Below are 24,370 nucleotides of genomic sequence, written 5' to 3'. Positions count from 1 at the left end.
TATCGGCCTATACGAACTAGGCATAATTTCTTATCATGGGTGTCTGGAAAATTCCCTTTTGAAAAATTAGGGTCACTTAAATAACGTTGACTGAGGGCATTGCCTTTGTACAGCTTATGCCAGCGATCAATAACCTCATCAATATCCCAGTTATTAGCTTGCTTTTGATTGACGTGTAACACCACGTGATAGTGATTGGACATGATGGCGTAGGCTGCAATATCAATGGCAAAGACTTGAGATTGGTTTAATAACTCATTTTCAAGCCAAGCTCGCCTGTGTTCGTAGCTCACTTCATCATGGCTGTCATAACCACATAAAAATGCTTTACGTACACAGCGAGATACGCAGTGATAATAAGGCGTAGCCTCAAGGCTCACTTGTTCCTTCCTTGGTTTTGGCATATTCAATCCTCCGATATTTTAAATATGATGGAGCCGTTGATGATTGTGAATACGAAGTTTGTATGAATGATCAAATATTGGCCTATACGAACTAGGCATAATTTCTTATCATGGGTGTCTGGATAATTGCTTTCGCAGTTTTTAAACGCTGGCCGTCGTTTTCGTTTAAGTAGTGTAACTGTTTTATCCAGAACCGTTGGGCTTACCACTAAATTTTTAAAGTTCTGTTCAGGTTCCAGTGTCATGGGGTTTCACCCAGTGCGTCGAGCCATTCCGATAGTGGAATGGCTTTTTCAACTTCTTGCGCGAGGCGATTCAGCTCTTGGTTTTGGTGTTGCGCATAATCGAACCCTTCTGCTTGTTCTAGTCCTGCCCATTTTAATAAAAAATCGAGCATGGTTGGTTCGTCAAAAATGCCGTGAAGGTAGCTGGCAAAAATGGATTGCTCTGCATTGAATATGCCGTCGTTGTGGTCACCTAAATTTATGATGCCTTTGTCAAAGTCTGGCCCTTGGCTGATGCCTGCGTGAATTTCATAGCCTTTAACATGTATGCTTTTTTGTTGTGAATCATAAAATTTACCTTTCACATTGAGCAGGGATTTTTGTTTATCAAGTGTGGTTTCAAAGTCTAAATAGCCAAAGGTTTGGGTGCTGCCTGCTGTGCCTTCTATGCCGTCTGGGTCATGTATGGCGTGGCCAAGCATTTGTAATCCACCGCAAATGCCCATCAATTTTCCACCGTACCTTAAGTGTTTTTCAATGTGTTTAGTCCAGCCGCTTTGTTTAAGCCACTGATAATCTTGGCGGACGTTTTTTGTACCCGGCAGTATGATTAAGTCGGCCCCTTTGAATCGCTTGGCATCTTTTATGAATTCTAAATTCACATTAGGGTGCAGGGCGAGGGCATCAAAGTCGGTGTGGTTACTAATACGCGTTAATACAGGTACGACCACATGTAGGTTGTTTTCATGGTCGGTTTGCTGCTTGATGTGAATAGCGTCTTCGGCTTCTACATGTAAATTCTCAATATAGGGTATTACCCCTAATACAGGTTTGCCGGTTTTTTCTTCAAGCCAATCTAGGCCCGGTTTTAATAACGCAATGTCACCGCGAAAGCGATTGATGACAAATCCTTTAACGCGTTTTTGTTCTGATTCGCTTAAACAATCCAATGTACCCGTTAAGTGGGCAAACACACCACCACGATCAATGTCGGCCACAATGATAACGGGACAATCGGCGGCTTCGGCAAATCCCATGTTGGCTATGTCGCGATCTCTTAGGTTAATTTCTGCTGGGCTGCCGGCCCCTTCGACGATGACAAAATTATATTCTTTGACTAAACGCTGATGGGACTTTAAAACCGCGTTTAATAATTCAGGTTTGTGGTTGTGGTAGTACATGGCGTCCATGTTGGCCACGGCTTTACCATGAACAATCACTTGCGCGCCGGTATCGGAGTTGGGTTTGAGTAAAACGGGGTTCATATCCGTGGTGGGTTTTATGCCACAGGCCATGGCTTGTACCGCCTGAGCACGGCCGATTTCACCACCATCGGCGGTGACAGCGCTGTTCAGTGCCATGTTTTGTGGTTTGAACGGGGCGACTTTGTAACCGTGGTTGGCAAGTATTCGACAAATGGCAGCCACTAAAATACTTTTGCCTGCGTCACTGGTGGTGCCTTGCACCATGAGGGTGGTATTAGATTGAAAGTGTGTCACGTTAAACCAGTGATTAAAAAGCTTAATGATACGTCATTAATCTGCTGGTTCGAGAGTTTTAATAAATATATTTAAAGTTTTTTTGTAGCGAGCCTCAATGAGTGTGAGCTTGTTAATTAATGTTGGGGTCATATCCATGCCTTTTGCAATGAGCAGGATTCCGTCTGGGCTGAAGACATCTCGGTTTACCTTATCGCCCGGTTGGATTTCATCAATCGGAATCAGTTTGTCGCTTTCAGTTGTTTTATGTTTACTGATTTCTAATATTAATTTTTTGTATAATTTAACTAACTCTGGGTCGTATTTAGTTCCACTGCTTTTTTCCAGTAACTCAAGAGCGTCGTTATGACTTAATACATCCTTTAGGTATATTCCATGTATCATTTGCTGATAATCAATGACGATTCGTAATATACGTGAGCCTAAAGGAATTTTATTCTTGCTTAATTTTTCTGGTAAGCCCGAGCCATTATAATTTTCGTTTTGGTGACGTATTAACTTTGCAGTGAAATCCATACTGGTCAGGGGTGTTAATAAATCGGCACCTTGTAAAGGGTGCTGTTGATATTGCGCTAACATGTCTTTGGTCATGTCTTGTAGGGGTTGATTTAATAACGTTTCAGGAAAATTAATTTTACCTAATTGGTATAGTCTGGCTGCATTACGAATTTCAGTAATGATTTTACTGTCTAGCTTAATTAATTTGGCCAATGCAACACAGTGACTGACCACATCCTTATTCATGTCTTTTGGAGTAGGCACACGCATGTGAATCAAATTGCTCATAACTTTGATGGTGGTGTTATATTGATTGAGCAATTCCCCTTTTGCCATGTCCGCTAACACCGTGGCGTGTTTCAACTCGTTGGATACACTTATCACTTGATTTTGCAGGGCTTGATGCTCTGCCTGATCTGGCGTTTCGGCTTCAATACGTTGCTTTTCGATAATTTCAGCTTCTACGGTTTCTCTAAGTGATTGGTTGTCCCACGGTTTGCTTAAATATTGGTGAACTTGGCCATCATTAATCGCGCGAATGGTACTTTCTTGGTCGCTATAGCCAGTTAAAAGGATTCTTCGACTTTGTGGGTTCAGTTTTATTGAATGGGATAAAAATGTGGCGCCGTCCATTTCTGGCATGCGCATATCAGACACAATCACATCAAATTGGCTATTTTCTAAGATGGCCAGCGCTTCTTGGCCTGAATTGGCGGTATGAACATCAAACTGTTTCCCCCTAAATACACGGCTAAGTGCGGTCAGCATTTGTGGTTCGTCGTCTACAAATAGAATTTTAGCTGTGTCAGTCATAGGGTCACCCCTTAATTCACGGATATATTGACTATATTTCAACCTGTCTAAGCTGTCTAAGATTAAAAAAGTATAATGATTGACTATTAATTATACTAAAAAACATCTAAATTGATTATTAAATGATCACTTCTACGAGGTTGTGATGGAAGATGTATATACAACCGGAGAGGTAGCAAGGTTCACAGGGGTGAACTTTCGTACGGTGATCCGTTGGATTGAGCGGGGTGAACTAAAGGGTTATAAGCTACCCGGTCGGGGTGATCACAGGGTGCAGCACAGTGCATTGTTAGCATTTATGGCTAAGAACAATATCCCTGTTCCGGCAGAATTACAGGAAACAAAGCAAAAGGTATTGGTGGTAGATGATGATATTGCAATGGCATCGGCTATTGCACGGATTTTTAAACGTCTAGGGTGGCAAGTAGAACAAGCCCACGATGGCTTTGAAGCGGGTATGTTATTGGCATCATTTGAGCCCAGTATCATGACATTAGATTTAAAAATGCCTTATATGGATGGCTTCAATGTATTAGCGGTATCTCGTGAAAAATTTAAGCAGCATGGGCTAAAAATTATTGTGATCAGTGCACAAGGTAAACATGAGTTAAATAAAGCACTTGAACAAGGCGCTGATGCGGTACTAGAAAAACCATTTGAAAATGAAACCCTAAAACAATTGATTGATAAATTGAGTCATTAACTCAGCCAGTGAGGTATCGCCATGCAAGGTATTATATTTAATGCGTTAGAAGAATTTGTATTAACAAATACGGATATGGAAACATGGAATAGGGTGATAGAAAACTCCAAGGTGGCTAGTCAGGGCGTATACACCTCAGGGGGAAGTTATGATGACAATGAAATTGTGAGTTTGGCAACAGAGTTGTGTCAGCAGTTGGGAGTATCGTTAGAGGATGGGCTAAAAATGTTTGGGGAATTTCTATTTGGTTATCTAATAGAAAAAGGCCCTGTTGAAATATCAAGTTATTCGAATACGCAAGAATTACTTAAGAACTTAGAGGATGTTGTGCATAAAGATGTAAAGCGCATTCATCCCGATGCCTATACACCATTCTTTCAATATACGGCTCAGACAGAAAGCCAAGGAGAATTAATTTACTACAGTAAACGAAAGTTATGTGTAGTCGCTGAGGGCTTATTGCAGGGAGCTGCAAAGTTTTATGGTCAAAATATAAACATGAAACATACTTCATGCATGCATGACGGCGCCGAAAAATGCCACTGGAACGTTAAATTTTCAACGGTTTAATGTAGGAGTTTAATATGAGTGATGCTTATCAATCTGCCTACGAGCGTGAAAAAAAAGCTCGATTTGCTGCTGAAAAATTACTGGATGAGAAAACCCGTGAGGTACAATCCAGTATTGATATGATTCAGCATCAATTTAACGATTTAATGCAACAAAAAAAGGAATCAGATTATCTTTTGGCAGTTGCTAGGCTGACTCAATCTGATGAGTCTTTGACTCAAGTTGTGCAGAAATATACACAAGAGAGTATGCAATTCTTAGATGCTCGTTTTTCACGTTATAGTTTTATTAAGGGCGGTAAAATAAAACTATCTAACCCTATCGGCTTGAATGAAAGGTTGGTCCCGCTGCATTCTGAGGCGCACAAATCAATTTATAATGATCATGATCGCACCACGTTAAAAATACGAGATTTAAATCAGCCAGATTTATTAGATATTTGTCAGCAGCATGGGGTTGATAGGGTGGTACTGTTGCCAATTAAGTCTTTTGGTAAAGTGACCACTGTTTGTGAGTTGTATCTATCCAGTGAAACAGAGTTTAAGTCTAATGTGATTGATCAGTGCCAAGTGGCCGGATATCAAATTAGCGGTATGTTAGAGCGTAATGCGAATAACAAAAAACTTGAAGAGAGCTTTAGTGAAATTAAATCTAGTCACGATAAATTAAAACAAGCTCAGGCTCAGTTAGTGCAATCAGAAAAGATGGCTTCTCTTGGTCAGTTAGCCGCTGGTGTAGCCCATGAAATTAATAATCCAATTGGATTTGTGATGAGTAATTTAGGAACGTTGCGTGAATATACAGATGTTATGTCGGATTATTTTTCACTTTCATGTCAGCTTGTAGCGTCTTTGGATTCGGAGCAAGCTCAGAAAATGAAAGCAATTGACGAAGAGCAGGACTTAAATTTTATTTTTGGTGATATTGGAAATATCATGAACGACTGCGATGAAGGGTTGCGCCGTGTTAAAGAAATTGTCTCAAACTTAAAATCGTTTGCGCGCAGTGATGAAGAGGAGTCTACTGAGTTTAATTTGAATTTGTGCATTGATAATATCATTAAAGTGGTATGGAACGAGCTGAAATACAAAGTGACACTGCATAAGCAATTTGATGAAGACTTGCCTTTAATAAAAGGCCACGAAGGTCAAATTGGTCAGGTGGTGATGAATATGCTGGTCAACGCTTCACAGGCTATGGAAGAAGAAGGTGATATTTATATCTCAACTGAAAAACAAGCGAAAACCATTAGGTTGGTTATTCGGGATACAGCTAAAGGTATGCCATCCTCTGTGATAGAGAAAATATTCGATCCTTTTTTTACCACTAAAGGAGTGAGTGAAGGCACAGGCCTTGGACTATCTATTTCTTATGGCATCATAGAAAGCCACGGTGGCAGTATTAAGGTGGATTCAAGAGAGGGCGAAGGCACTACATTTACCATTGAATTGCCATGTTAGTGGCGTGGTTAATGGGTTATCAGGAGAGGCTTTTAATCCAGTTGTGGGCATCTTCTAGATTAGTAAAGAATTGGTAGTTTGCAGGAAGGTCCACTGGAGCTAATAGCGTGTTTTTTAAAATACTTTCGGCCAGTTTGGTTTCTAAAACAAAGGCCTCGTTTTTTATGCCATGAGAGCGACCTATCACTGGGATTTCAAGTAATTTCTCTATACATTCTGGTGTTGCAAGCCAGTTATCTTCGGATATCACTAGAATATTAAAAGGTGGTTTAAAGTTATTAGAAGCTTTTTCCATGAAGCTTTTGAAATGCATAAAAAAAGCATTAGCCAGTTCAATATTCCAAGAACCTTTAACGGTGAGTGTAATGAGGTTGTTTTCTATACCAATATCATACTTGCCATGAGACTCGAACATGTCAAAACCTACAAAGTTCTAATTTCTCTCTTTAAATAGTAGTACACATTTCTTGAACCAATAACTCTCGCATATTTTGATGATGCTTAACTCGCTTGGCGGTATTAAAAAAGGATTGGGCCTCTTTATGTTGTATTTTCAAAAACGTTAGCCACTGTTTAATGCGATCACCGGCAAATTTTGTGTTCCCCCCTGCAACTGTTGCATCCAACATCCATATCAAATGTTTTAAAAGGTCTTGCCACGTTTCCGCTGTGTAGTGGACTTTATTGCGTTCATGTTTAATTTGTAGAGCTAAATCTGGAGTGGCTATGGCACCACGTCCTAGCATAATTTGATCACAGCCACTGACTTGCTTGCATTTAATGTAATCCTCTACCGTCCAGATTTCACCGTTGGCCATGATGGGGATGCTTACCTGCTGTTTGATCTTTGCAATCCACTCCCAGTGAGCAGGGGGTTTGTAGCCCTCAACTTTAGTGCGTGCATGAATGCACAGCATATTTGCACCGGCGTCCTGTACGGCTTGTGCATTTTCTAACGCCAGTGATTTATCCTCATAGCCTAAGCGCATTTTGGCCGTAAGAGGTATGTGTGCTGGCATGGCGGCGCGCATGGCTGAGAGTACGTTAAATAAGTTGTCAGGGTTTCTTAGTAATATGGAACCCCCTGAACTGTTGCAAACAAACTTAGATGGACAGCCAAAATTAACATCAATGACTGGTGCGCCAAGCTCAATGCCTCGACAGGCGTTTTCTGCCATGACTTGAGGAACACTACCAAGTAATTGCAAATGCACAGGGGTGCCAGAAGGGGTTTGCCAGTTGTTTAGAGCTTCTGGGCAAATTCTGGTGAAAACTCGTTCAGGTAATAATTGATTGGTAATGCGTAAAAACTCGGTAACGCAGTAATCAAATGCGCCATCACGAGTGAGTAGGTTGCGCATATGTACGTCTACCAAGCCCTCCATGGGGGCCAGTGCTAATTTCATGTGTCTGTTGTTCAAAAAATGGACGGCTATTCTACCAGAATTCCCTTTCTTTTATGCGACAAATCAAGTGCTTATGTGGTGCACAAAATTTGCCTAAAACCCTGATTTGAAGTACATTAGCGCGATATTTTGTCTGGCTTGATTAAAATTTGGGCAAAATGCTATTAATAAAGACTAATTAAAAATAATCCAAGTTTTTATGAGTTGTTATTAAACTCTCTGCGTGAGCAGATCCGATCAGTACTAATGAGGAGTGGATGATATGTCCCCGATCGTAGCTGACGGCCTAGGCCTAATGGCGTTTGGCATGGGTACAGTATTTGTTTTCTTGATACTGCTTATTTTTGCCACAACCATTATGTCTAAACTGGTAGTGAAGTATTTTCCTGAAGCCGCACCGGTTCCAGCGAAAGCTAAAAAAGCTCCAGCACAGGGCGTCGATTCGCAGCTATTAAAAGTGTTAGCTGCTGCTGTAAAAGAGCACCGTTCTCGCCAAAAGTGAGCAAACGGGCTTTAAATAACGAACAATAATTTACATAGGCCATTACAAATGACCGATACTAAAAAACCATTAGGCATAACGGACGTCGTATTACGCGACGCTCATCAATCTCTATTTGCTACGCGCATGCGCCTTGACGACATGCTGCCAATCGCAGAAAAATTAGATCAAGTGGGTTTCTGGTCTTTAGAATCATGGGGCGGCGCCACATTTGATTCCTGCATTCGCTATTTGGGTGAAGATCCTTGGGATCGTATCCGTGCGTTTAAAAAAGCCATGCCAAATACAAAGCAACAAATGCTTTTGCGTGGTCAAAACCTATTAGGTTATCGTCATTATGCTGATGACGTTGTTAATAAATTCGTAGAACGTGCTGCTACTAACGGCGTTGATGTGTTCCGTGTTTTTGATGCCATGAACGATCCACGCAATCTTGAAACTGCTATTAAGGCAGTTAAAGCAAACGGTAAGCACGCTCAAGGTACTCTGTCTTACACCACGTCTCCTGTACACAATTTAGAAGCTTGGTTAGGTCTTGCTAAGCAAATTGAAGACTTGGGTGCTGACTCTATCGCCATTAAAGATATGGCGGGTATCATTAATCCTTATGAAGCGTTTGAGCTGGTTTCTCGTCTTAAGAAAGAAACGGATCTTGAAGTTCAGCTTCACTGCCACGCCACGGCGGGTATGTCTGACATGGCTATATTGAAAGCCATCGAAGCGGGTATTGACCGTGTTGATACGGCGATCTCCTCTATGTCAGGTACTTACGGTCACTCTGCTACTGAAACTGTGGTAGCAGCTATGCAAGGTACTGATCGTGATACCGGTATCGACCTTCTTCTTCTTGAAGAAATAGCGGCTTATTTCCGTAATGTTCGTAAAAAATACGCGAAATTCGAAGGCGCACTACGCGGTACCGATTCTCGCATCCTTGTCGCTCAAGTACCTGGTGGCATGTTAACGAACATGGAAAACCAACTACGTGAGCAAGGTGCTTCTAATAAGTTCGATGAAGTACTACAAGAGATTCCACGTGTACGTGAAGATCTTGGTCACATTCCATTAGTAACACCGACTTCTCAAATCGTGGGTACTCAAGCGGTACTAAACGTATTAACGGGCGAGCGTTACAAGTCTATCTCTAAAGAGACTCAAGGCATCCTTAAAGGTGAATACGGTGCAGCACCTGCTCCTATGAACGCTGAACTACAAGCACGTGTGCTTGATGGTGCTGAAGTGATCACGTGTCGCCCAGCTGATCTTCTAGAGAACGAACTAGACAAGCTAATTGCAGATGTTGACGCGCTTGCAGCCGATAAAGGCTTCAAACTTGCCGCTGACAAAATTGATGATGCGCTAACTTACGCATTGTTCCCTCAAATCGCGCCTAAGTTCCTAGAAAACCGTGGTAACCCTGACGCGTTTGAGCCAGCTCCTAAAGGCGACGCTGAAGACACTTACACCATCTCTGTTGATGGCAACGAATACGTTGTTAAAGTGAACGAAGGCGGTGATGTAACTCAACTAGGTGCTCTAAATGGCGCACCAACAAGCCTAGGCGGTGCTGCGGCTCCTGCTGGTGGTGCAGCGCCTGCTGCTGGCGGCGGCGAACCTGTTCCTGCTCCTCTTGCTGGTAACATTTGGAAAGTAGAAGTGAATGTTGGTGATCACGTTGAAGAGGGTGATCTTATCATTATCCTTGAAGCCATGAAGATGGAAACCGAAGTACGTGCTGCTAAATCTGGTACGGTCGGTAGCATCAGTGTTAAAGAAGGCGACTCTGTTGCCGTTGGCGACACTCTGCTAACTATCGCGTAAGGGGATTGTCGATGGAAACTTTACTTAACTTTTGGCATGACACGGGTATCTATCAAATAGAACCCGGTCAGGCTGCCATGATGATCGTTGCTTTTTTAATGCTGTATTTAGCCATTAAAAAAGGATTTGAGCCTTTGCTACTGCTTCCAATTGCAGTGGGTACGCTAATGGTAAACATTCCAGGTGCGGGCCTTGGTTGGTCGGCAGCGGAGCAAGCTATCCGAATTGGTTCACCTGAAGTACTGGATCAATTCCGTACTTTATTAGGCTTAGCGGCAAATGCGGATATAGCGGCTTTATTAGACGCTTATCATCACGCTGATACCCTTGTATACAAGCAAGCGGTGGCACTGGGCGGAAGCTTGGGCTTTGATAATGGTATGTTGTATACCTTTTACTCAATGACCATTGCCAGTGGTGTTGCACCATTGTTAATTTTCATGGGTGTGGGTGCGATGACGGACTTTGGTCCTTTATTGGCAAACCCTAAAACCTTGCTATTAGGTGCGGCAGCTCAGTTCGGTATCTTTGGTACGGTTATTGGCGCTGTTACTTTGACGTACTTCGGTATCATGGACTTCTCTGCCATGCAGGCAGCGGCGATTGGTATCATTGGTGGTGCTGATGGCCCTACCTCTATCTTTATTGCCTCTAAGTTGGCTCCTGAGTTATTGGGTGCGATTGCGGTAGCAGCATATTCATATATGGCACTGGTTCCTATGATTCAGCCGCCAATTATGAAAGCCCTAACCTCAGAAGCGGAACGTCAAATTAAGATGGAACAGCTTCGTACGGTTACTAAGCTTGAGAAAATTTTGTTCCCAGTTGCTGTATTGATTCTTGTAGCATTTATTTTACCTTCAGCAGCACCTCTACTGGGTATGTTCTGCTTTGGTAATTTAATGAAAGAGTCTGGCGTGGTTGAGCGTTTAAGCGATACAGCACAAAACGCGTTGATCAACGTGGTGACTATTTTCTTAGGTCTATCGGTTGGTTACAAAATGAGTTCTGATGCATTCCTTAACTGGGAAACCATTGCCATCATTGTATTGGGCTTAGTAGCTTTCTGTGTGGGTACAGCAGCGGGTGTGTTAATGGCGAAATTAATGAATCTATTCGTTAAAACGCCTATTAACCCTCTAATTGGTTCGGCTGGTGTATCGGCTGTACCAATGGCGGCACGTGTATCGAATAAAGTTGGTTTAGAGGCAAACCCTCAAAACTTCCTATTGATGCATGCCATGGGTCCAAACGTAGCGGGTGTAATCGGTTCTGCCGTTGCAGCCGGTGTGATGCTGTCTTACTTTGGTTAATCTAGCTTAAGTGAACTAAGTCACAAAAAACCCTGTTATTTACATAACAGGGTTTTTTTTTGATCTATAGATAAGCTATTGTTGCAAAAAGAGCACAAACAATAACCAATTGTTCTCGAAAATTTACGTTCAATTATCTAAACTCTGCCAAACTTGATTAATACTTAAACAATAAAAAGTGATCAATATGCGCACCATTAAACAATTTACAGATGACGAAAATCGCGTTTTTGCCAGTATTAGTATTGATACTGAATTGAGTTTGCTGATGTGTATCTGGTTTGGAGAGATAAGCCATGTTGGTCAAGTCACGCAGGTCCATGGTTTCTGTTCTGAGCAAGTAAAGGAGTTAGATATTAAAAACTGGTTGAGTGATGTCACAGCCTTAGAAGGGAGCTATTTAAACTTTTCTGGCGAATCACAAAAAAGCATTTTTGAAGGATTAAGCCAAACTCAGTTGCAACGCTTTGCCATTATTAGTCAACGTCCAGCCAATCCGGCTAGGTCTGCTATGATCAGTACCTTAAAGGAAATGCATATTGAAGGGCGAACCTTTAACCAAATACCAGAAGCTTTAAATTGGCTCACTGAAAATAAGTCCTTAAGCTACAACTGGGGAATAAGGAATGTCAGTTAATCGCTGAATAGTCATAAAACGCCCCATTTTCCGAGTTAGCAGCGTAACCATCTAGTGTCGTCTAATCTGTAGGTAGATTAGATAAATTTAAGAATGACTGTAAATGGGCCTTTCGTTGTGACCTGCTTACCTCTATGGATAGATGGTTATGTCCCTGATGAATGCAGATTTCTCCCCGTGGACGCTGGTGCTGATTGGTCTAATAGTAGTATTAACCCTCTATTTCCAGTTTTTTCGCTACAGTTCTCGCACCGCTGAGTCCGCCCCAACCATACTCACCAGTATTGGCATCTTTGGCACATTTCTAGGTGTCGCTTTAGGTTTGAACAGCTTTGATACCTCCGCATTACAAGATAGCGTCCCCCAGTTGTTGTCAGGTTTGAAAACGGCGTTTTGGTCTTCTATAGCGGGTTTATTAGGGGCCCTGAGCATTAAGTTTAGAGCGGTGATGGATGCAACTCATGGTGAAGAACACCACCAGCGAACGGCCAGTATTGATGACTTAAATGAATCACTTCAATCCATATTAAAATCCCTGAGCGATAGCACTCAAGAGACTGCATTCCAGCAAATTGCGCTAATGCGGATAGAGCAGAAACGACAAAATGAAGATTTGATCTCAGCCATGCAGCATTACCAAGAAAAAATGGTAGAGGCGAATACTCAAGCGTTGATTGAAGCGTTGGCAGTGGTGATGCGTGACTTTAATACCAAGATTGATGAGCAATACGGTGAAAACTTTAAGCGTTTAAATGAAAGCGTTGGCAGTATGTTGCAATGGCAAAAAGAATATAAACAGCAACTTATTGAGCTGGCTGATAATCAACAGCGCATTGGTGCGTCCATGATGAATGCCAGTAATGCATTTGAAAGCATGGTGAACCATGCAGAATCCTTTAATGGAATCAGTGAAAGTTTAGGCAGTATGCTGCAGGGAATGAATACACAGCGGGATGTGTTAGATAAGCATCTCTCAGGTTTGGCACAGCTCGTTAATGCAGCAGGGCAAGGCTTACCTCAATTAGAAGAGCGAATTACATTTTTGACATCGGGTTTGGCAACCACCTTAGAGCAATATAATCAACGTATGGAGGCCATGCTTGTTAATACAACCCAAAGTATGACCACCACCACAGACAAACTGGGCAATGAATTACAGCAAGCCTATTCACAAGCCTTTGATAAGCTTGATCAGCAAATTATTCAAAGCATGACACAAAGTGATAAAAAACTGGCAAAACTGGATGCAGCCTTAGAACAGGAGTTGAATAAATCGCTTAAAACAATGGGGCAGCAACTTGGTGCTTTAAGTGAAAAGTTTGTTCAAGATTACGGGCCTCTTACTGATCGTTTAAAAGAAATTGTTCAAATAGCTCAAAACAAGGGTTAATGACATGTTAAGCGATGAAGAGAAATTAGGAGGCATACGAGAACAAGAAGGTCATTGGGTGGCAGTGAGTGACTTGATGGCTGGCCTGATGATGGTGTTTTTACTGATCTCTATTGTGTTTATGGTTAATGTAGAAAAACAGCGTAAAAAAATAACCGATGTTGCAATCCTATATGACCATTTACGCACGCAACTGTATCAAGATTTACTGACAGAATTTGAACCGGATTTAGCGCAATGGGGAGCAGAGCTACAAAACGACCTTACTTTTCGGTTTAATAAAACAGAGTTGCTCTTTGCGCAAGGAGAGTCGGATTTAAATCCTGAATTTAAAATTATCTTAGCGGATTTTTTTCCTCGTTATTTAAAGATTATAACGGCTGATAAATATCGAGACGATATTTTAGAGGTGCGCATAGAGGGTCACACCTCCAGTGCATGGATGGGAGCTATTAGTGATGATGATGCCTATATTTATAACATGGCTTTATCACAAGCCCGTACCCGAAGTACTTTAGCTTATTTGCTAAACTTATCAGCGGTTAATAATGAAAAACAATGGCTTAAAACTTATTTAACCGCCAATGGATTATCCTCTGCAAAAGTGGTGGTTAATGAATTAGGTGAAGAAAACGGGGAGCGCTCGCGTCGAGTGGAATTTAAAGTACGAACGGATGCCGAAGGCAAAATAGCCACAATATTGGAAGATATCCTACCATGAAATTACTCGATTTTAATGAAGATGATGTGTTAAACCAATTACGTGCCAACATGGGGGCTGAACATCTGGGCACGTTTGAATTATTTAACCCACTGAAGCATTTAAGTTGGCAAGACAGACAAAGTCTTGCCAAAGATTGGCTAAGCGTGAATGGCAGTGCCTTACACCCAGGGGTGGATCAAAGCTTGTATTTTAAAAATAGTCCAGTGGTGGCTTTATTCCAAGACACGCTTCACTTTGCATATTGCGATGAAATAAAAAAATCGATTTTTCAAGGGCAACTTAATGATATTCAAGTAACCACTAAGCAGCAGTTATTAACTCAGCAGCCACCATGCGAATATTGTCTGCATGCAATGAAGTATCAAGGTTACGACGCTTATCGTCAGCGTCATCAGCAATACAATGAAGGGGTTTTAAAGGGCTTTCATTTAGGTCGTTATTTTACAGACTTAAACCCTGAATTTAGGGTTGAGTGATGCTTAGCTTATTACGCTAAACAAGTTAGGAATAGATTCGGGGCCGTAAGCAACGGCCCCGATAAATATTTGATAAGTGGTTCGTTGTTATTTGTTGCTGAAACAATCGACACCTACCATAAAGCTAAACCTTTTAAGGGTCATGATTTCCCCCAAATCCTTTTAAGGTATTAATCAATCAACTGATATTCATCACGCAGAATATCAATAATTTCTTGTTTTGGATTTTCAGATAACGTGAGCGGCTTGCCAATGATTTTCTCGGCAATGCCCACATAGGTATTGCTTACTTGCTCAAACACTTCAGCAGGCAATGCATTATCACGGGCCAGTGCTTCGCGCTCATCCATGCGGTCTTTATTTAATAAAATGTCTGGGTCAGGGAAGTGGTTTAACAATAACTGACGGAAGCCTTCTTTAGAGTTTTCCACTACTTTGCCTTCGCGGTATTGTGGGCCATCCCAAATACGTGAACTGTCCGGTGTGCCTACTTCATCCATGTAGATGAGTTTTTCGTTGCCAGCTGCATCGGTCACGTAACCAAACTCAAATTTGGTGTCTACAAAAATTTGATCAATGTCGGCCAGTGCTTGGCTGATGACATTGAAGCCTTCGGTTAATAGTTTTTCATATTGCGCAATATCGCTTTCACTTTTCAGGTTGAAGGCTGCAAAGTTGTTGCGAATGTCGTCACGGCTGACGTTTACGTCGTCTTGTTCTGGCACGCCTGGAATGCCTTTTAAAATGCCCTTGGTGCTTGGGGTCATTAACAGCTCAGGTAATTGTTGGTCTTTTTGTAAACCTTCGGGCAGTTGAATACCGCAGAAGTCACGTTCGCCTTTGCTATAAGCACGCCACATGGAGCCAGTAATATACGAGCGGCAAATGGCTTCGATCATTACAGGGCGTGCTTTTTGAACAATCCATACAAATGGGTGGGGTATATCTAAAATGTGGCTGTCGGCCAAACCATGGTCTTTGAATAATTGAAACCAGTGGTTAGAAATAGCATTGAGAGCAGCACCTTTACCGGGAATGCCTTGTAAGCCACCTTCACCATGCCAAATACAATCAAATGCACTGATGCGATCACTGATAACCATAATGGCTAGAGGCGCATCAGGAGCCACATCATAGCCTTTTTCTTGAATTAGGCGCTTGCTATCGGCTTCGGTTAACCAGTAAACACTGCGTACTTTACCACTGTGAACAGGTTTATCTGTTCGAATGGGAAGGTCGTTGTTAACTGCTAGTACGTTTTGAGCCTGTGTCATGATAGCCACTCATCAATAAATATGGCGGAATTTTAGCAAAGGCGAGCGGGGATGGGTATTGAATATACTTAAACACCCTATGATATTAGCTCAAAGGGTGTTTGTTTATGAAGCCTAGGCGTAGTCGTATTCGCCGCCTTTTTCTAAGCCTGCTTGATACGCTTTTCGGGCTTGGAAAGTTTTTACATATTTAAGGGTATGAGGCAGGCTTTCGTTAATGATGCCACGGGCCACGGCTGCTTCTAATGGGAAGCTCATTTGAAAGTCAGCGCCACTAAGTTCATTACCACAAAACCAAGTGTTTTGGCTTAGATGGTTTTCGATGAAACCAAGTAAAGCTTTAATATTGGGGCTGACAAAGTTAGCCATGGTTTTTTCGGAAAGCATTTTGGCCACAGGCTTGATAAAAAACGGCATGGGGGCTTTTTGTAATTGGGTAAATACCAAGCTAATCAGCATGGGTGGCATCAGTGAGCCTTCACTGAAATGCATCCAATATTGGTATTGCCAATACATTGGGGAGTCACTGTTCGGTTTTAACTGAGGCGCGTAGTTGTGTACTAGATATTCGATGATGGCCCCACTTTCTGCCAATGTGATGCCGGTTTGGTCATCGCTAATAACAGGACTTTTACCTAATGGGTGCACGTCCTTTAAGGCTTGAGGTGCCCGAATTGTAACAGGATGGCGCTCGTAAAATTCAATTTTATAGTCAATACCGATTTCTTCTAATAGCCAGATAATTCGCTGTGAGCGTGAGTTATTAAGGTGATGTAGCGTGATCATAATGGTCTCTTTTTATTGTCGTGTTGAGCATACGTGTTGTTGCAAGCATCAGATTACTTATAGTTGCGGTGTTCGGCGTAACAATCAAGATTTATATGGCTGTTTCTGGCATAATACCCGCCCGAAAAGTAAGTCCATTAGGTATTTTTCCCATGAGTGTTGAACAAGCCTTACTGCAACGCAGTGATAATAAATGTGAGCTATGCGGTGCAACGGAACAATTAGCACCATTTGCGGTTGAACCCTCTGATGGCTCTTTAGATAAAAGCGTGGTGCTTTGTAAGGCTTGTCGTTCTCAAATTGAGGACCCATCCTTTATCGATGTGAATCACTGGCGTTGTTTGAATGACAGCATGTGGAGCCAAGAAGCGCCGGTGCAAGTAATGGCTTATCGTCAGTTGTTTGCCTTGATAAGCAAAGGTGAGACATGGGCACAAGACAGCCTTGATATGCTGTATTTAGACCCAGAAGTGGAAAAATGGGCCAAACTTGGTTTGCCTGACGAAGACGCCGAACCTACATTTGATGTTAACAAAGCCATCTTGAAAGCGGGTGATAACATCACACTAGTGAAAGACTTGGTGGTAAAAGGGGCGAACTTCACTGCTAAGCAAGGTACCTTGGTTAAAAACATTTCCCTTACCAGTAATCCTAAGCACATAGAGGGCAAAGTGAATGGCTCTCACATTGTGATCATTGCGGAATATTGTAAGAAAGCTTAACTACAACATTGTTAACTACCCCATGTGAATATGCTCAAAAGCATTATTAGCATGGGGTTTTTTGTGCCCGCCTAGAAATAAATTAATGCTAAAGTATTGTAAATGTATTGATAGTAATTATCATTTAGATTAACATCTGCGTTAATTGATCTAGGTGTGCGGTTATGAATCCAGTGTTTGAATTTATACAAGAAATGGGTGGGCCAGTTGTGGCCATACTGATTGTGTTTTCTGTGGCAGCCACCACGCTGACTTTGCTTAAGCTGGCCCAAGGGCTGAAGCAAAGGCCATCCAAAAATGGTGCGCCTGCAAAACTGCTTCAACATTTGCAGCAAAATGAACTCAAGCAAATCTCGCTGTTAGCCCACGGCCAACGCTGTCCGCGGAGTTTATTGATCGCCCAAGCGGTGCATTTATTTCAACAAGGACAACTATCCATTGCAGACACACAAGCGGAAGTGGTGCGCTTGGCTAACAGAGTGGCCAATGGATATCGCGCACTGCTACGCCCTTTAGAAGTCATTGCCACATTAGCACCTCTACTTGGTTTGTTTGGCACTGTGTTGGGCATGATTGAGGCGTTTAAAGCGATGGAAATGGCTGGTGCCCAAGTGGACCCTGCCATTTTGTCTGGTGGCATCTGGCAAGCATTACTCACAACCGCTGTTGGTTTGGGGGTAGCGATACCTGTGTCATTGATTCATAGCACCTTTGAGAGGCGAGCGGAGCAGCAAACTCTCGCCCTGCAAGATGAGCTTGGACAAGTGTTTACCTTTTTTGCACAAACACCTAATACCGAAAATACAGCTAATCAATTTCATGCGTCATGAGTCATCATCCAGCATTCTCAGCTCATGTTAGGCGGGCAAAACCCATTAGCTTAACAGCCTTGATTGACGTGGTGTTTATCTTGTTGATGTTTTTCATGCTGACTTCAAGTTTTAGCCAATGGCAAATGCTAGACCTAAATCTGCCCAGTACCCATGCAGATTCAAAAAAAGACTTACCACCGATTGTTTTGGTGTATGACGACGAATTAGCACTACTAACCGATGTGATCACGCGACCCATAACCTTAGAGCAAATAGGGCGGGCATTATTAACGGGTAAGGAATCGCAGCCATTAGTGATCAGTGCTGAAGAAGCGGTGCCCGTTAATAGACTCATTCAACAATACGAGCAATTAAAAATAATGGGCTTCCAGCATGTCCAATTTGGGCATGTCATTAATAATGAAACACAAGCAGCCGTTAAGTGAGTGAGTTTTCTATGTGGCAAAGTCTACAAGAGTTGAGTCATAAAAAAGTCAGTCAGTCATCGGATGACAATATGATTCCTTTAATCAATATCGTGTTTTTATTGCTGATTTTTTTCATGGTGGCAGGGCAAATTAAAGCACAACAGGATGCGTCTATTAGGCTGCCAGAGTCTAAAAAATTAGAAACCGCTCAAATGGTATCAATGCATTTGGAATTGTTACGTGATGGCCAAATTCAATTAAATGGTGAATTGATTCAAGCGGCACAGCTAAAAACGGCATTTCCGGTTAATCAGGCAACGTCTATCGCCTTGTTTGCTGATGGCCGCGCCACGGCTAAACAATTAGACACTTTGATTTCGGCCATACCAAGTTCAACAAACATTCAACTAAGGTTGTTCACTATGGAGGCGCAATAGTGGGCAAACTTAGTTGGACCTTAGCTTTTTCAAGCGCCGTCTTATTACATGGCAGTGTTTTGTATGCTCTTTCTGTTGATGTTCAAGCCACGGATGGAGATGCAAAAGGGACTGGCCAGACGGGAGTAGAGGTAGGGTTAGGCCAGCTTGGCTCTCATGCAAATGCACAAGAGCGGCTTTCAGCGTTAATGCAACCTAAGCCTATTGAAATCAAAAAAAAGGTGATGACTACAAACGAAATTAAACAAAAGCTGACGCTTGAGAAACCCAAGCTAACAGCGCCAACAATAGAAAAAACGGCGTTGAAACCAGACAGTTTTAAAATACAAAAAGCAGATCCGATTAAAATAAAAAAAGAAGCAGAAGCTTCGCTTAGTGAAGAAGAGAGAGAAGACGCAAAGCCAAATCAAGAAGCCAGTTTGGCACCTACTCAAGCATCAACCAAATCAACGGGGCGTGCAGATATGAATCAAGGTGGCGGCATGAAAGGCCAAGCGAAAAATTTTATTAACAACATGAATCGCTGGTTAGCAAAGCATCAACGCTATCCTGTCGCGGCCAAAAAAGACAAACAAGAAGGCACGGTCCGTGTGGCATTTACGATTGATCGACAGGGCAATGTATTGCGTCGATCCATTGAAACGTCAAGCGGTTATGCCTTATTGGATGAGGCTGCGTTGAAGGTGTTTGATGATGCAACGCCACTGCCTAGGGTCCCTGATGATTTTGTTCCACAGCGTACACAGTTGTCACTGGTTAAGCCCATCGATTTCACATTGATTACTAATTCTTCTTTTAAGGACTAACATGAGTTCAAACAATAAAAAATCCCTAACGTTGCGCAAGTCCCGTCTTGCGCCAAGTGCGGCTATTACAATTGGGTTGCCTACACTGTTATTCGGAGCGATTCAAACTGCTACAGCAGAAGACGCGATTGTGCTCGATCCATTGCAGGTGGAAGAGCGCACAGTGGACACCAATCCATACGCTGAACCGGGCGCACCTTATAAAGCAAAAGTGTCTGGTGATAGCCGTCATGTAAAAGATTTAGCGGATACGCCGCAAACCATTACGGTATTAACACAAACGCAGATTCAAGAGTCTGGACGTAGCGACTTAAAAGAAATCTTGGATGCGCAACCGGGCATCACGTTAGGTACTGGCGAGAATGGTAATGCCTTTGGTGATCGCTACGTGATTCGTGGTCATGAAGCGCGTTCGGATGTGTTTGTTGATGGTTTACGTGATCCCGGCATGACGACTCGTGAAAGTTTTGCAGTAGAGCAAGTCGAAATTACCAAAGGGCCAAGCTCAACGTTTGCTGGCCGAGGGTCTTCCGGTGGTGCAGTGAATAGCATTACAAAACAGGCCAGTACAGAATATGATTTCAATAAAGTAGAAGCGGGTTTGGGTACAGATAGCTATCGAAGAATTGCGTTAGATAGCAATCAAACCGTGAGTGAAGACTTGGCCGTGCGTGCCAACATCATGCATACATATAAAGAAGTACCAGATCGAGGGCCAAATGACATGGAGCGTAACGGGGTTGCATTGTCTGCCACTTACCAAGCCTCAGATAAATTAAAAATCATTGGTGATTATTATCACTTAACGGCATTTGATCGTAATGATCTTGGCTCGTACATTGATAGTACAAGCGGTAATGTGAATCACGATGTGCCCGCGTATGCGCAAGAACAAGACTTCCTAAAATCCAATGTTGATACCGTCACATTACGTGCTTTATATGAGGTGAATAGTCATATTCGTTTAGAAAATGCCACTCGCTTTGGCACCACAGATAATGGATACGTAGTAACCGGAGCAAGGGGGCGCACACGAGATGCATCCGACCCAGCAGGTGCAATTGATACCATTTCATTAAGTACCCATCAAGGTTGGCAGGAAGTGGAATACTTTGCTAACCAACTTAACATGTTGGTGGATACTGAGCTGGCTGGTATGAAGCATCAGTTTGTGTTTGGTAGCGAATACTCGCAGCACAATGTAGTTAACGGTGTTTACAATGTGACAAACAACGGTACCACAAATTGCGCAATGCCTGGCCGTGGTTCTAACCCAGCGTCGCAGAGTTATTGTATTGTGGATGCCAGTGGTGAGTATGTTGATGATCTTGGTAGTTTAATGGGCCGCAGTATTACTAAAGGTAATAAAGATTCTGATTACAGCATTGATACCTTATCAGTATACGCAATGGATACCGTCGAACTATCGAATTCACTGTCCCTATTTGCAGGGGTTCGTGCTGATACCTTTAAATATAAAAATATCGTCACTAATCGTGATTCAACTATTTCAGAATATAAATACGATGATGTTTTATGGAATGGCCATGTTGGCGGTGTGTATAAAATTACCGATAATAGTAATGTATATGTGACTTATAGTACGGCTGCAAACATTAATGGTGGAGAATCAGATGTGGGTGGTAGCTGTGGTTATGGTGGCATTTGCTCAAGTACCGAAAATGTTGATAAAGCCAAACCAGAATCCGTAGAAAACATTGAAGTCGGTACAAAATGGAATGTGCTAAACAATAAGTTGTTGGCAACCGCGGCGCTCTTTCAAATTACTAAAGACGACGTGATGGAAGGCACAGACTATGACACGGATGGTACCTATAACACAGGCAAAAACCGAGTGAAAGGTATTGAGCTGTCTTTAGTGGGTAACATTACAGATCGCCTAAGTACGCAATTAGGCGTGTCGATTATGGAATCTGAAATACTAGAAGCTAATGATGCCGAAGATGAGGGAGGCATACTTGCGAACTTTGCCGACCAATCAGCCTATGCACAAGTGCGTTATCAGCTAACCGACGAATTTAGCTTTGGTGCAGCAGTGAATTACTCAAGTGAAGTGTTTGTTGGTCAACCTGATAGTGCGGCCAATGAAGAGCGTGGTGTACCTGAGTACACTGTGTTTGATGCATTTGCCAGCTATGAATTTAACGAGCGCCTAAATGCTCGTTTGAATATCGCTAACCTGACCGATAAAAATTACTATTTAACGGCTTACCGTAGCGGTGGCTTTGCCTACATAGGTGATGCACGTAATGCAAAATTGACCTTAAGTTATGAATTCTAACTCTTCGAGTTAGTTAAAAAGTTAAACACCGAGTAATGTTTACTCGGTGTTTTTCTTGTGAGATGAAACAGCCTAAGTAACAGAGGATGGCATGCTACTACCCATTGAACAAATCATCAGTCGCGATGATGCATTGCGTTTACGACAAGCTATGGAGCAAGCTCAGTGGCATGATGGAAAGCGCACAGCAGGTGGTTTATCAGCCAATGTGAAATCAAATTTACAATTGGACGAACAATCAGAACTGGCGCTACAACTGGGCCGTGTGATTACACAAGCACTGCAGCAACACCCTTTATTTATATCGGCAACTTTACCTCATACGGTCTTTCCACCAAGGTTTAATTGTTATCAAGGGGGCGGCCATTATGGGTTGCATATTGATGGTGCCATCATGCACTTGCCAGATGGCAACATAATGCGCTCGGATGTATCTGCCACGTTATTTTTATCCGATGCGGATGAATATGAAGGCGGTGAATTAAGTATCGAAACACAATTTGGGGCGCAAGAGGTGAAGCTCAATGCTGGTGATATTATTTTATATCCATCGTCCAGTTTACATGAAGTAAAACCAGTGACAAAAGGTCAGCGTATAGCCTCATTTTTTTGGATTCAAAGCATGGTGCCTGATGCTAGCCGTCGGGAACAATTATTTGAATTAGATCAATCCATTCAAATTTTAACAGCTGATCGTGGTGCTGCGGATCATGAAGTGCGACGTTTAAGCGGCTTATATCACAATTTGTTACGCGACTGGTCTGTGATGTGACGGCTATCGAAAATAAAGTGGCAATGTTCAGAGTAGGAAATCAGAGCCACTTACTGGCGGTTTGATCTGTTTCTCGGATCACAGGTTAAAATATGCTAACCTGATGAAAACGTTTAGTGTGCCGTATATGTTGATTATCTCTAATAATGTCTCGATCCCCAGCCATGAAATCGAATTACAAGCCATTCGCGCACAAGGTGCGGGTGGGCAAAATGTGAATAAAGTGTCCAGTGCTATTCACTTGCGCTTTGATATTCATGCATCCAGTTTGCCCGCATTTTATAAAGAAAAACTGCTCGCTTTGAATGACTATCGTTTAACCAAAGATGGTTGTATTGTCATGAAGAGTCAGGAACACAGAAGCCAAGAATTGAATCGTCAGGCTGCATTAGAGCGTCTAGCGGAACTCATCCGAAAAGTAAACGTGGTTCAAAAAGCCCGCAAGCCTACTAAGCCCTCACGTTCATCCAAAATGAAACGTATGGATAAGAAAACCAAACATGGACAAACCAAAGCATTACGCGGCCGAGTGATGTAACGTACAGTTCAATTATTGCGTGCTGAATAATTTTGCGCGCACCATTTCACGGTATTGTGTCGGTGATGTGGCTAATAGTCGTTTAAATAAACGGTTAAAGTGAGATAAATCTGAGTACCCCACATTACTAGCTATGTCATAAATTGATAAGTTGGTATTTTTTAATAAATCTTTTGCCCCATCAATCCTTAACTGCTGTAAATAACTCAACGGTGTACTGCCTGTGGCGTGCTTAAAGCGTCGATTAAGAGTGCGTAAGCTAATATCAAATGTTGTTGCTAATTCCACCATGGTTATTGGTTCTGGATAATGTTTTTGCATCCATACTTGTATTTGAATGATGTCTTCATCTGGATGTTGGCTGTGTTCATTAACAAAGCTTGTACTGTTATAGGCTTTACGAACTTCGTGAGAAAAGTGACGCTCCACATGCATGGCCACTAATTTATTGTAAATTCTTTGCAGAAAATAAACCGTTATATCCGCCAGTGAATTCAAACTAGCCGCGCTGTAAAGACTACCCGATTGCACAATAAAGTGCTGACGCTTCAACTGAATGTTCGGGTAATCTTTTTGAAAGCGATCAAAGTAATACCAATGAGTGGTGGCAGGTTTATCATTGAGTAGACCTGTTTCCGCTAAAAAACTGACACCAATACCCACACTGCAGATGAGCGTACCTTGGCTGTGCAGGCGTTTGATCCACTCAATGAGTTTTGGGTTGCGCCTTAAATTGGGTTTTGGATTTCGCCACAAGGCTGGCAAAAACAGTATGTCGGTTTTAGGTAGGTCTTCAATTAGGTAGTCGGGTATAAAGCTGAACCCTGCAGCGGTTTGTACTTTTTCTTGAGTCAGGCCTGCCGTTACTATGGTAAGGGCCGTACTATTACGATTTTGAACTTGTGCGGCGTTCTCCCCAGCGCGCATCATTTCAATTGGCAAGGTCATACTTGAGGCCAGCATTTGGTCGCAACAAAAAAAAGTGATGTGGTTCATGGTGCCTCCGTCTTAATGGCGAGTATAGCTTAATAAATGGCTAAAATAACACTAAAA

The 24,370-nt window shown here is 42.3% G+C and carries 27 protein-coding genes; 18 read left to right on the top strand and 9 right to left on the bottom strand.

Features of this window, described 5'->3' with window-relative positions:
* From ABWV45_RS13695 to nosR, 4 genes are all read right to left on the bottom strand, one after another.
* The coding region (locus ABWV45_RS13695) for a transposase (RefSeq protein ID WP_502914683.1) at positions 1-404 on the bottom strand (404 nt) is incomplete at its 3' end.
* Positions 405-406: 2 nt separating this feature from the next.
* Complete coding sequence (locus ABWV45_RS13690) at positions 407-649, bottom strand: hypothetical protein (protein WP_353352281.1); 243 nt, start codon at positions 647-649, stop codon at positions 407-409.
* Complete coding sequence (locus ABWV45_RS13685; RefSeq protein WP_502914682.1) at positions 646-2,127, bottom strand: cobyric acid synthase; 1,482 nt, start codon at positions 2,125-2,127, stop codon at positions 646-648. Before ABWV45_RS13685 ends, ABWV45_RS13690 begins: the two co-directional genes overlap by 4 nt.
* Before the next feature lie 36 nt (positions 2,128-2,163).
* Positions 2,164-3,438, bottom strand: coding sequence for a response regulator c-di-GMP phosphodiesterase, NosR family (nosR, locus tag ABWV45_RS13680; protein WP_353352280.1), 1,275 nt, complete (start codon positions 3,436-3,438; stop codon positions 2,164-2,166).
* Positions 3,439-3,583: 145 nt separating this feature from the next.
* On the opposite strand from nosR, the gene ABWV45_RS13675 reads away from it, so the two are divergent.
* The 3 genes from ABWV45_RS13675 to ABWV45_RS13665 are packed head-to-tail and all read left to right on the top strand — an operon-like array spanning position 3,584 to position 6,171.
* On the top strand, positions 3,584-4,141 hold the full coding sequence (locus tag ABWV45_RS13675; protein WP_353352279.1) for a response regulator: 558 nt from the start codon (positions 3,584-3,586) through the stop codon (positions 4,139-4,141).
* A 21-nt stretch (positions 4,142-4,162) separates the two neighbouring features.
* Positions 4,163-4,711 carry a heme NO-binding domain-containing protein gene (locus ABWV45_RS13670; protein ID WP_353352278.1) on the top strand — a complete coding sequence of 183 codons (549 nt, stop codon included), beginning with the start codon at positions 4,163-4,165 and terminating at the stop codon, positions 4,709-4,711.
* A 14-nt stretch (positions 4,712-4,725) separates the two neighbouring features.
* On the top strand, positions 4,726-6,171 hold the full coding sequence (locus ABWV45_RS13665; RefSeq protein WP_353352277.1) for a sensor histidine kinase: 1,446 nt from the start codon (positions 4,726-4,728) through the stop codon (positions 6,169-6,171).
* A gap of 19 nt (positions 6,172-6,190) precedes the next feature.
* Here the strand turns inward: ABWV45_RS13665 and ABWV45_RS13660 are convergent, their stop codons facing one another.
* On the bottom strand, positions 6,191-6,586 hold the full coding sequence (locus ABWV45_RS13660; RefSeq protein WP_353352276.1) for a hypothetical protein: 396 nt from the start codon (positions 6,584-6,586) through the stop codon (positions 6,191-6,193).
* Positions 6,587-6,617: 31 nt separating this feature from the next.
* Positions 6,618-7,577 carry a tRNA dihydrouridine synthase gene (locus tag ABWV45_RS13655; RefSeq protein ID WP_353352275.1) on the bottom strand — a complete coding sequence of 320 codons (960 nt, stop codon included), beginning with the start codon at positions 7,575-7,577 and terminating at the stop codon, positions 6,618-6,620.
* 262 nt (positions 7,578-7,839) lie between these two features.
* Here ABWV45_RS13655 and ABWV45_RS13650 point away from each other — a divergent pair, with 262 nt between their 5' ends.
* From ABWV45_RS13650 to ABWV45_RS13620, 7 genes are all read left to right on the top strand, one after another.
* Complete coding sequence (locus ABWV45_RS13650) at positions 7,840-8,079, top strand: OadG family protein (protein WP_353352274.1); 240 nt, start codon at positions 7,840-7,842, stop codon at positions 8,077-8,079.
* 48 nt (positions 8,080-8,127) lie between these two features.
* Positions 8,128-9,900: a sodium-extruding oxaloacetate decarboxylase subunit alpha gene (gene oadA / locus ABWV45_RS13645; RefSeq protein ID WP_353352273.1), complete on the top strand. Its 1,773-nt coding sequence runs from the start codon at positions 8,128-8,130 to the stop codon at positions 9,898-9,900.
* A gap of 11 nt (positions 9,901-9,911) precedes the next feature.
* A complete protein-coding gene (locus tag ABWV45_RS13640) occupies positions 9,912-11,213 on the top strand; it encodes a sodium ion-translocating decarboxylase subunit beta (protein ID WP_353352272.1) in 1,302 nt (433 codons plus the stop codon).
* Positions 11,214-11,400: 187 nt separating this feature from the next.
* Entirely contained in the window at positions 11,401-11,850 is a 450-nt protein-coding gene (locus ABWV45_RS13635; protein WP_353352271.1) for a hypothetical protein, read from the top strand.
* A gap of 148 nt (positions 11,851-11,998) precedes the next feature.
* Positions 11,999-13,240 (top strand): hypothetical protein, encoded by a 1,242-nt coding sequence (locus tag ABWV45_RS13630; RefSeq protein ID WP_353352270.1) that lies wholly within the window; start codon positions 11,999-12,001, stop codon positions 13,238-13,240.
* Positions 13,241-13,244: 4 nt separating this feature from the next.
* A complete protein-coding gene (locus tag ABWV45_RS13625) occupies positions 13,245-13,961 on the top strand; it encodes an OmpA family protein (RefSeq protein ID WP_353352269.1) in 717 nt (238 codons plus the stop codon).
* Entirely contained in the window at positions 13,958-14,440 is a 483-nt protein-coding gene (locus ABWV45_RS13620; protein ID WP_353352268.1) for a hypothetical protein, read from the top strand. Before ABWV45_RS13625 ends, ABWV45_RS13620 begins: the two co-directional genes overlap by 4 nt.
* A 170-nt stretch (positions 14,441-14,610) precedes the next feature.
* Here the strand turns inward: ABWV45_RS13620 and ABWV45_RS13615 are convergent, their stop codons facing one another.
* Together ABWV45_RS13615 and ABWV45_RS13610 are read right to left on the bottom strand one after the other, a co-directional pair.
* Positions 14,611-15,714, bottom strand: coding sequence for a phosphoribosylaminoimidazolesuccinocarboxamide synthase (locus ABWV45_RS13615; RefSeq protein ID WP_353352267.1), 1,104 nt, complete (start codon positions 15,712-15,714; stop codon positions 14,611-14,613).
* A gap of 114 nt (positions 15,715-15,828) precedes the next feature.
* On the bottom strand, positions 15,829-16,500 hold the full coding sequence (locus tag ABWV45_RS13610) for a glutathione S-transferase (protein WP_353352266.1): 672 nt from the start codon (positions 16,498-16,500) through the stop codon (positions 15,829-15,831).
* A gap of 152 nt (positions 16,501-16,652) precedes the next feature.
* Here ABWV45_RS13610 and ABWV45_RS13605 point away from each other — a divergent pair, with 152 nt between their 5' ends.
* From ABWV45_RS13605 to arfB, 8 genes are all read left to right on the top strand, one after another.
* Complete coding sequence (locus tag ABWV45_RS13605; protein ID WP_353352265.1) at positions 16,653-17,222, top strand: PhnA domain-containing protein; 570 nt, start codon at positions 16,653-16,655, stop codon at positions 17,220-17,222.
* 164 nt (positions 17,223-17,386) lie between these two features.
* Entirely contained in the window at positions 17,387-18,052 is a 666-nt protein-coding gene (locus ABWV45_RS13600; RefSeq protein WP_353352264.1) for a MotA/TolQ/ExbB proton channel family protein, read from the top strand.
* Positions 18,049-18,480, top strand: coding sequence for an ExbD/TolR family protein (locus ABWV45_RS13595; RefSeq protein WP_353352263.1), 432 nt, complete (start codon positions 18,049-18,051; stop codon positions 18,478-18,480). The genes ABWV45_RS13600 and ABWV45_RS13595 overlap by 4 nt, the downstream gene beginning before the upstream one ends.
* An 11-nt stretch (positions 18,481-18,491) precedes the next feature.
* Positions 18,492-18,899, top strand: a complete 408-nt coding sequence (locus tag ABWV45_RS13590) for an ExbD/TolR family protein (RefSeq protein ID WP_353352262.1) — start codon at positions 18,492-18,494, stop codon at positions 18,897-18,899.
* Complete coding sequence (locus ABWV45_RS13585) at positions 18,899-19,705, top strand: energy transducer TonB (RefSeq protein ID WP_353352261.1); 807 nt, start codon at positions 18,899-18,901, stop codon at positions 19,703-19,705. Before ABWV45_RS13590 ends, ABWV45_RS13585 begins: the two co-directional genes overlap by 1 nt.
* Before the next feature lies 1 nt (position 19,706).
* Complete coding sequence (locus ABWV45_RS13580) at positions 19,707-22,007, top strand: TonB-dependent receptor (RefSeq protein WP_353352260.1); 2,301 nt, start codon at positions 19,707-19,709, stop codon at positions 22,005-22,007.
* Between the two features lie 91 nt (positions 22,008-22,098).
* Positions 22,099-22,779 carry a Fe2+-dependent dioxygenase gene (locus ABWV45_RS13575; protein WP_353352259.1) on the top strand — a complete coding sequence of 227 codons (681 nt, stop codon included), beginning with the start codon at positions 22,099-22,101 and terminating at the stop codon, positions 22,777-22,779.
* A 127-nt stretch (positions 22,780-22,906) separates the two neighbouring features.
* Positions 22,907-23,317 carry an alternative ribosome rescue aminoacyl-tRNA hydrolase ArfB gene (gene arfB, locus ABWV45_RS13570; RefSeq protein ID WP_353352258.1) on the top strand — a complete coding sequence of 137 codons (411 nt, stop codon included), beginning with the start codon at positions 22,907-22,909 and terminating at the stop codon, positions 23,315-23,317.
* Positions 23,318-23,329: 12 nt separating this feature from the next.
* Here the strand turns inward: arfB and ABWV45_RS13565 are convergent, their stop codons facing one another.
* Entirely contained in the window at positions 23,330-24,313 is a 984-nt protein-coding gene (locus ABWV45_RS13565) for a GlxA family transcriptional regulator (RefSeq protein ID WP_353352257.1), read from the bottom strand.
* Positions 24,314-24,370 lie beyond the last annotated feature (57 nt).

Origin of the sequence: Oceaniserpentilla sp. 4NH20-0058 (assembly GCF_040371755.1) — a bacterium.
GTDB lineage: Bacteria > Pseudomonadota > Gammaproteobacteria > Pseudomonadales > Oceanobacteraceae > Bermanella.
This window is presented reverse-complemented; position numbering and strand designations above follow the sequence as displayed.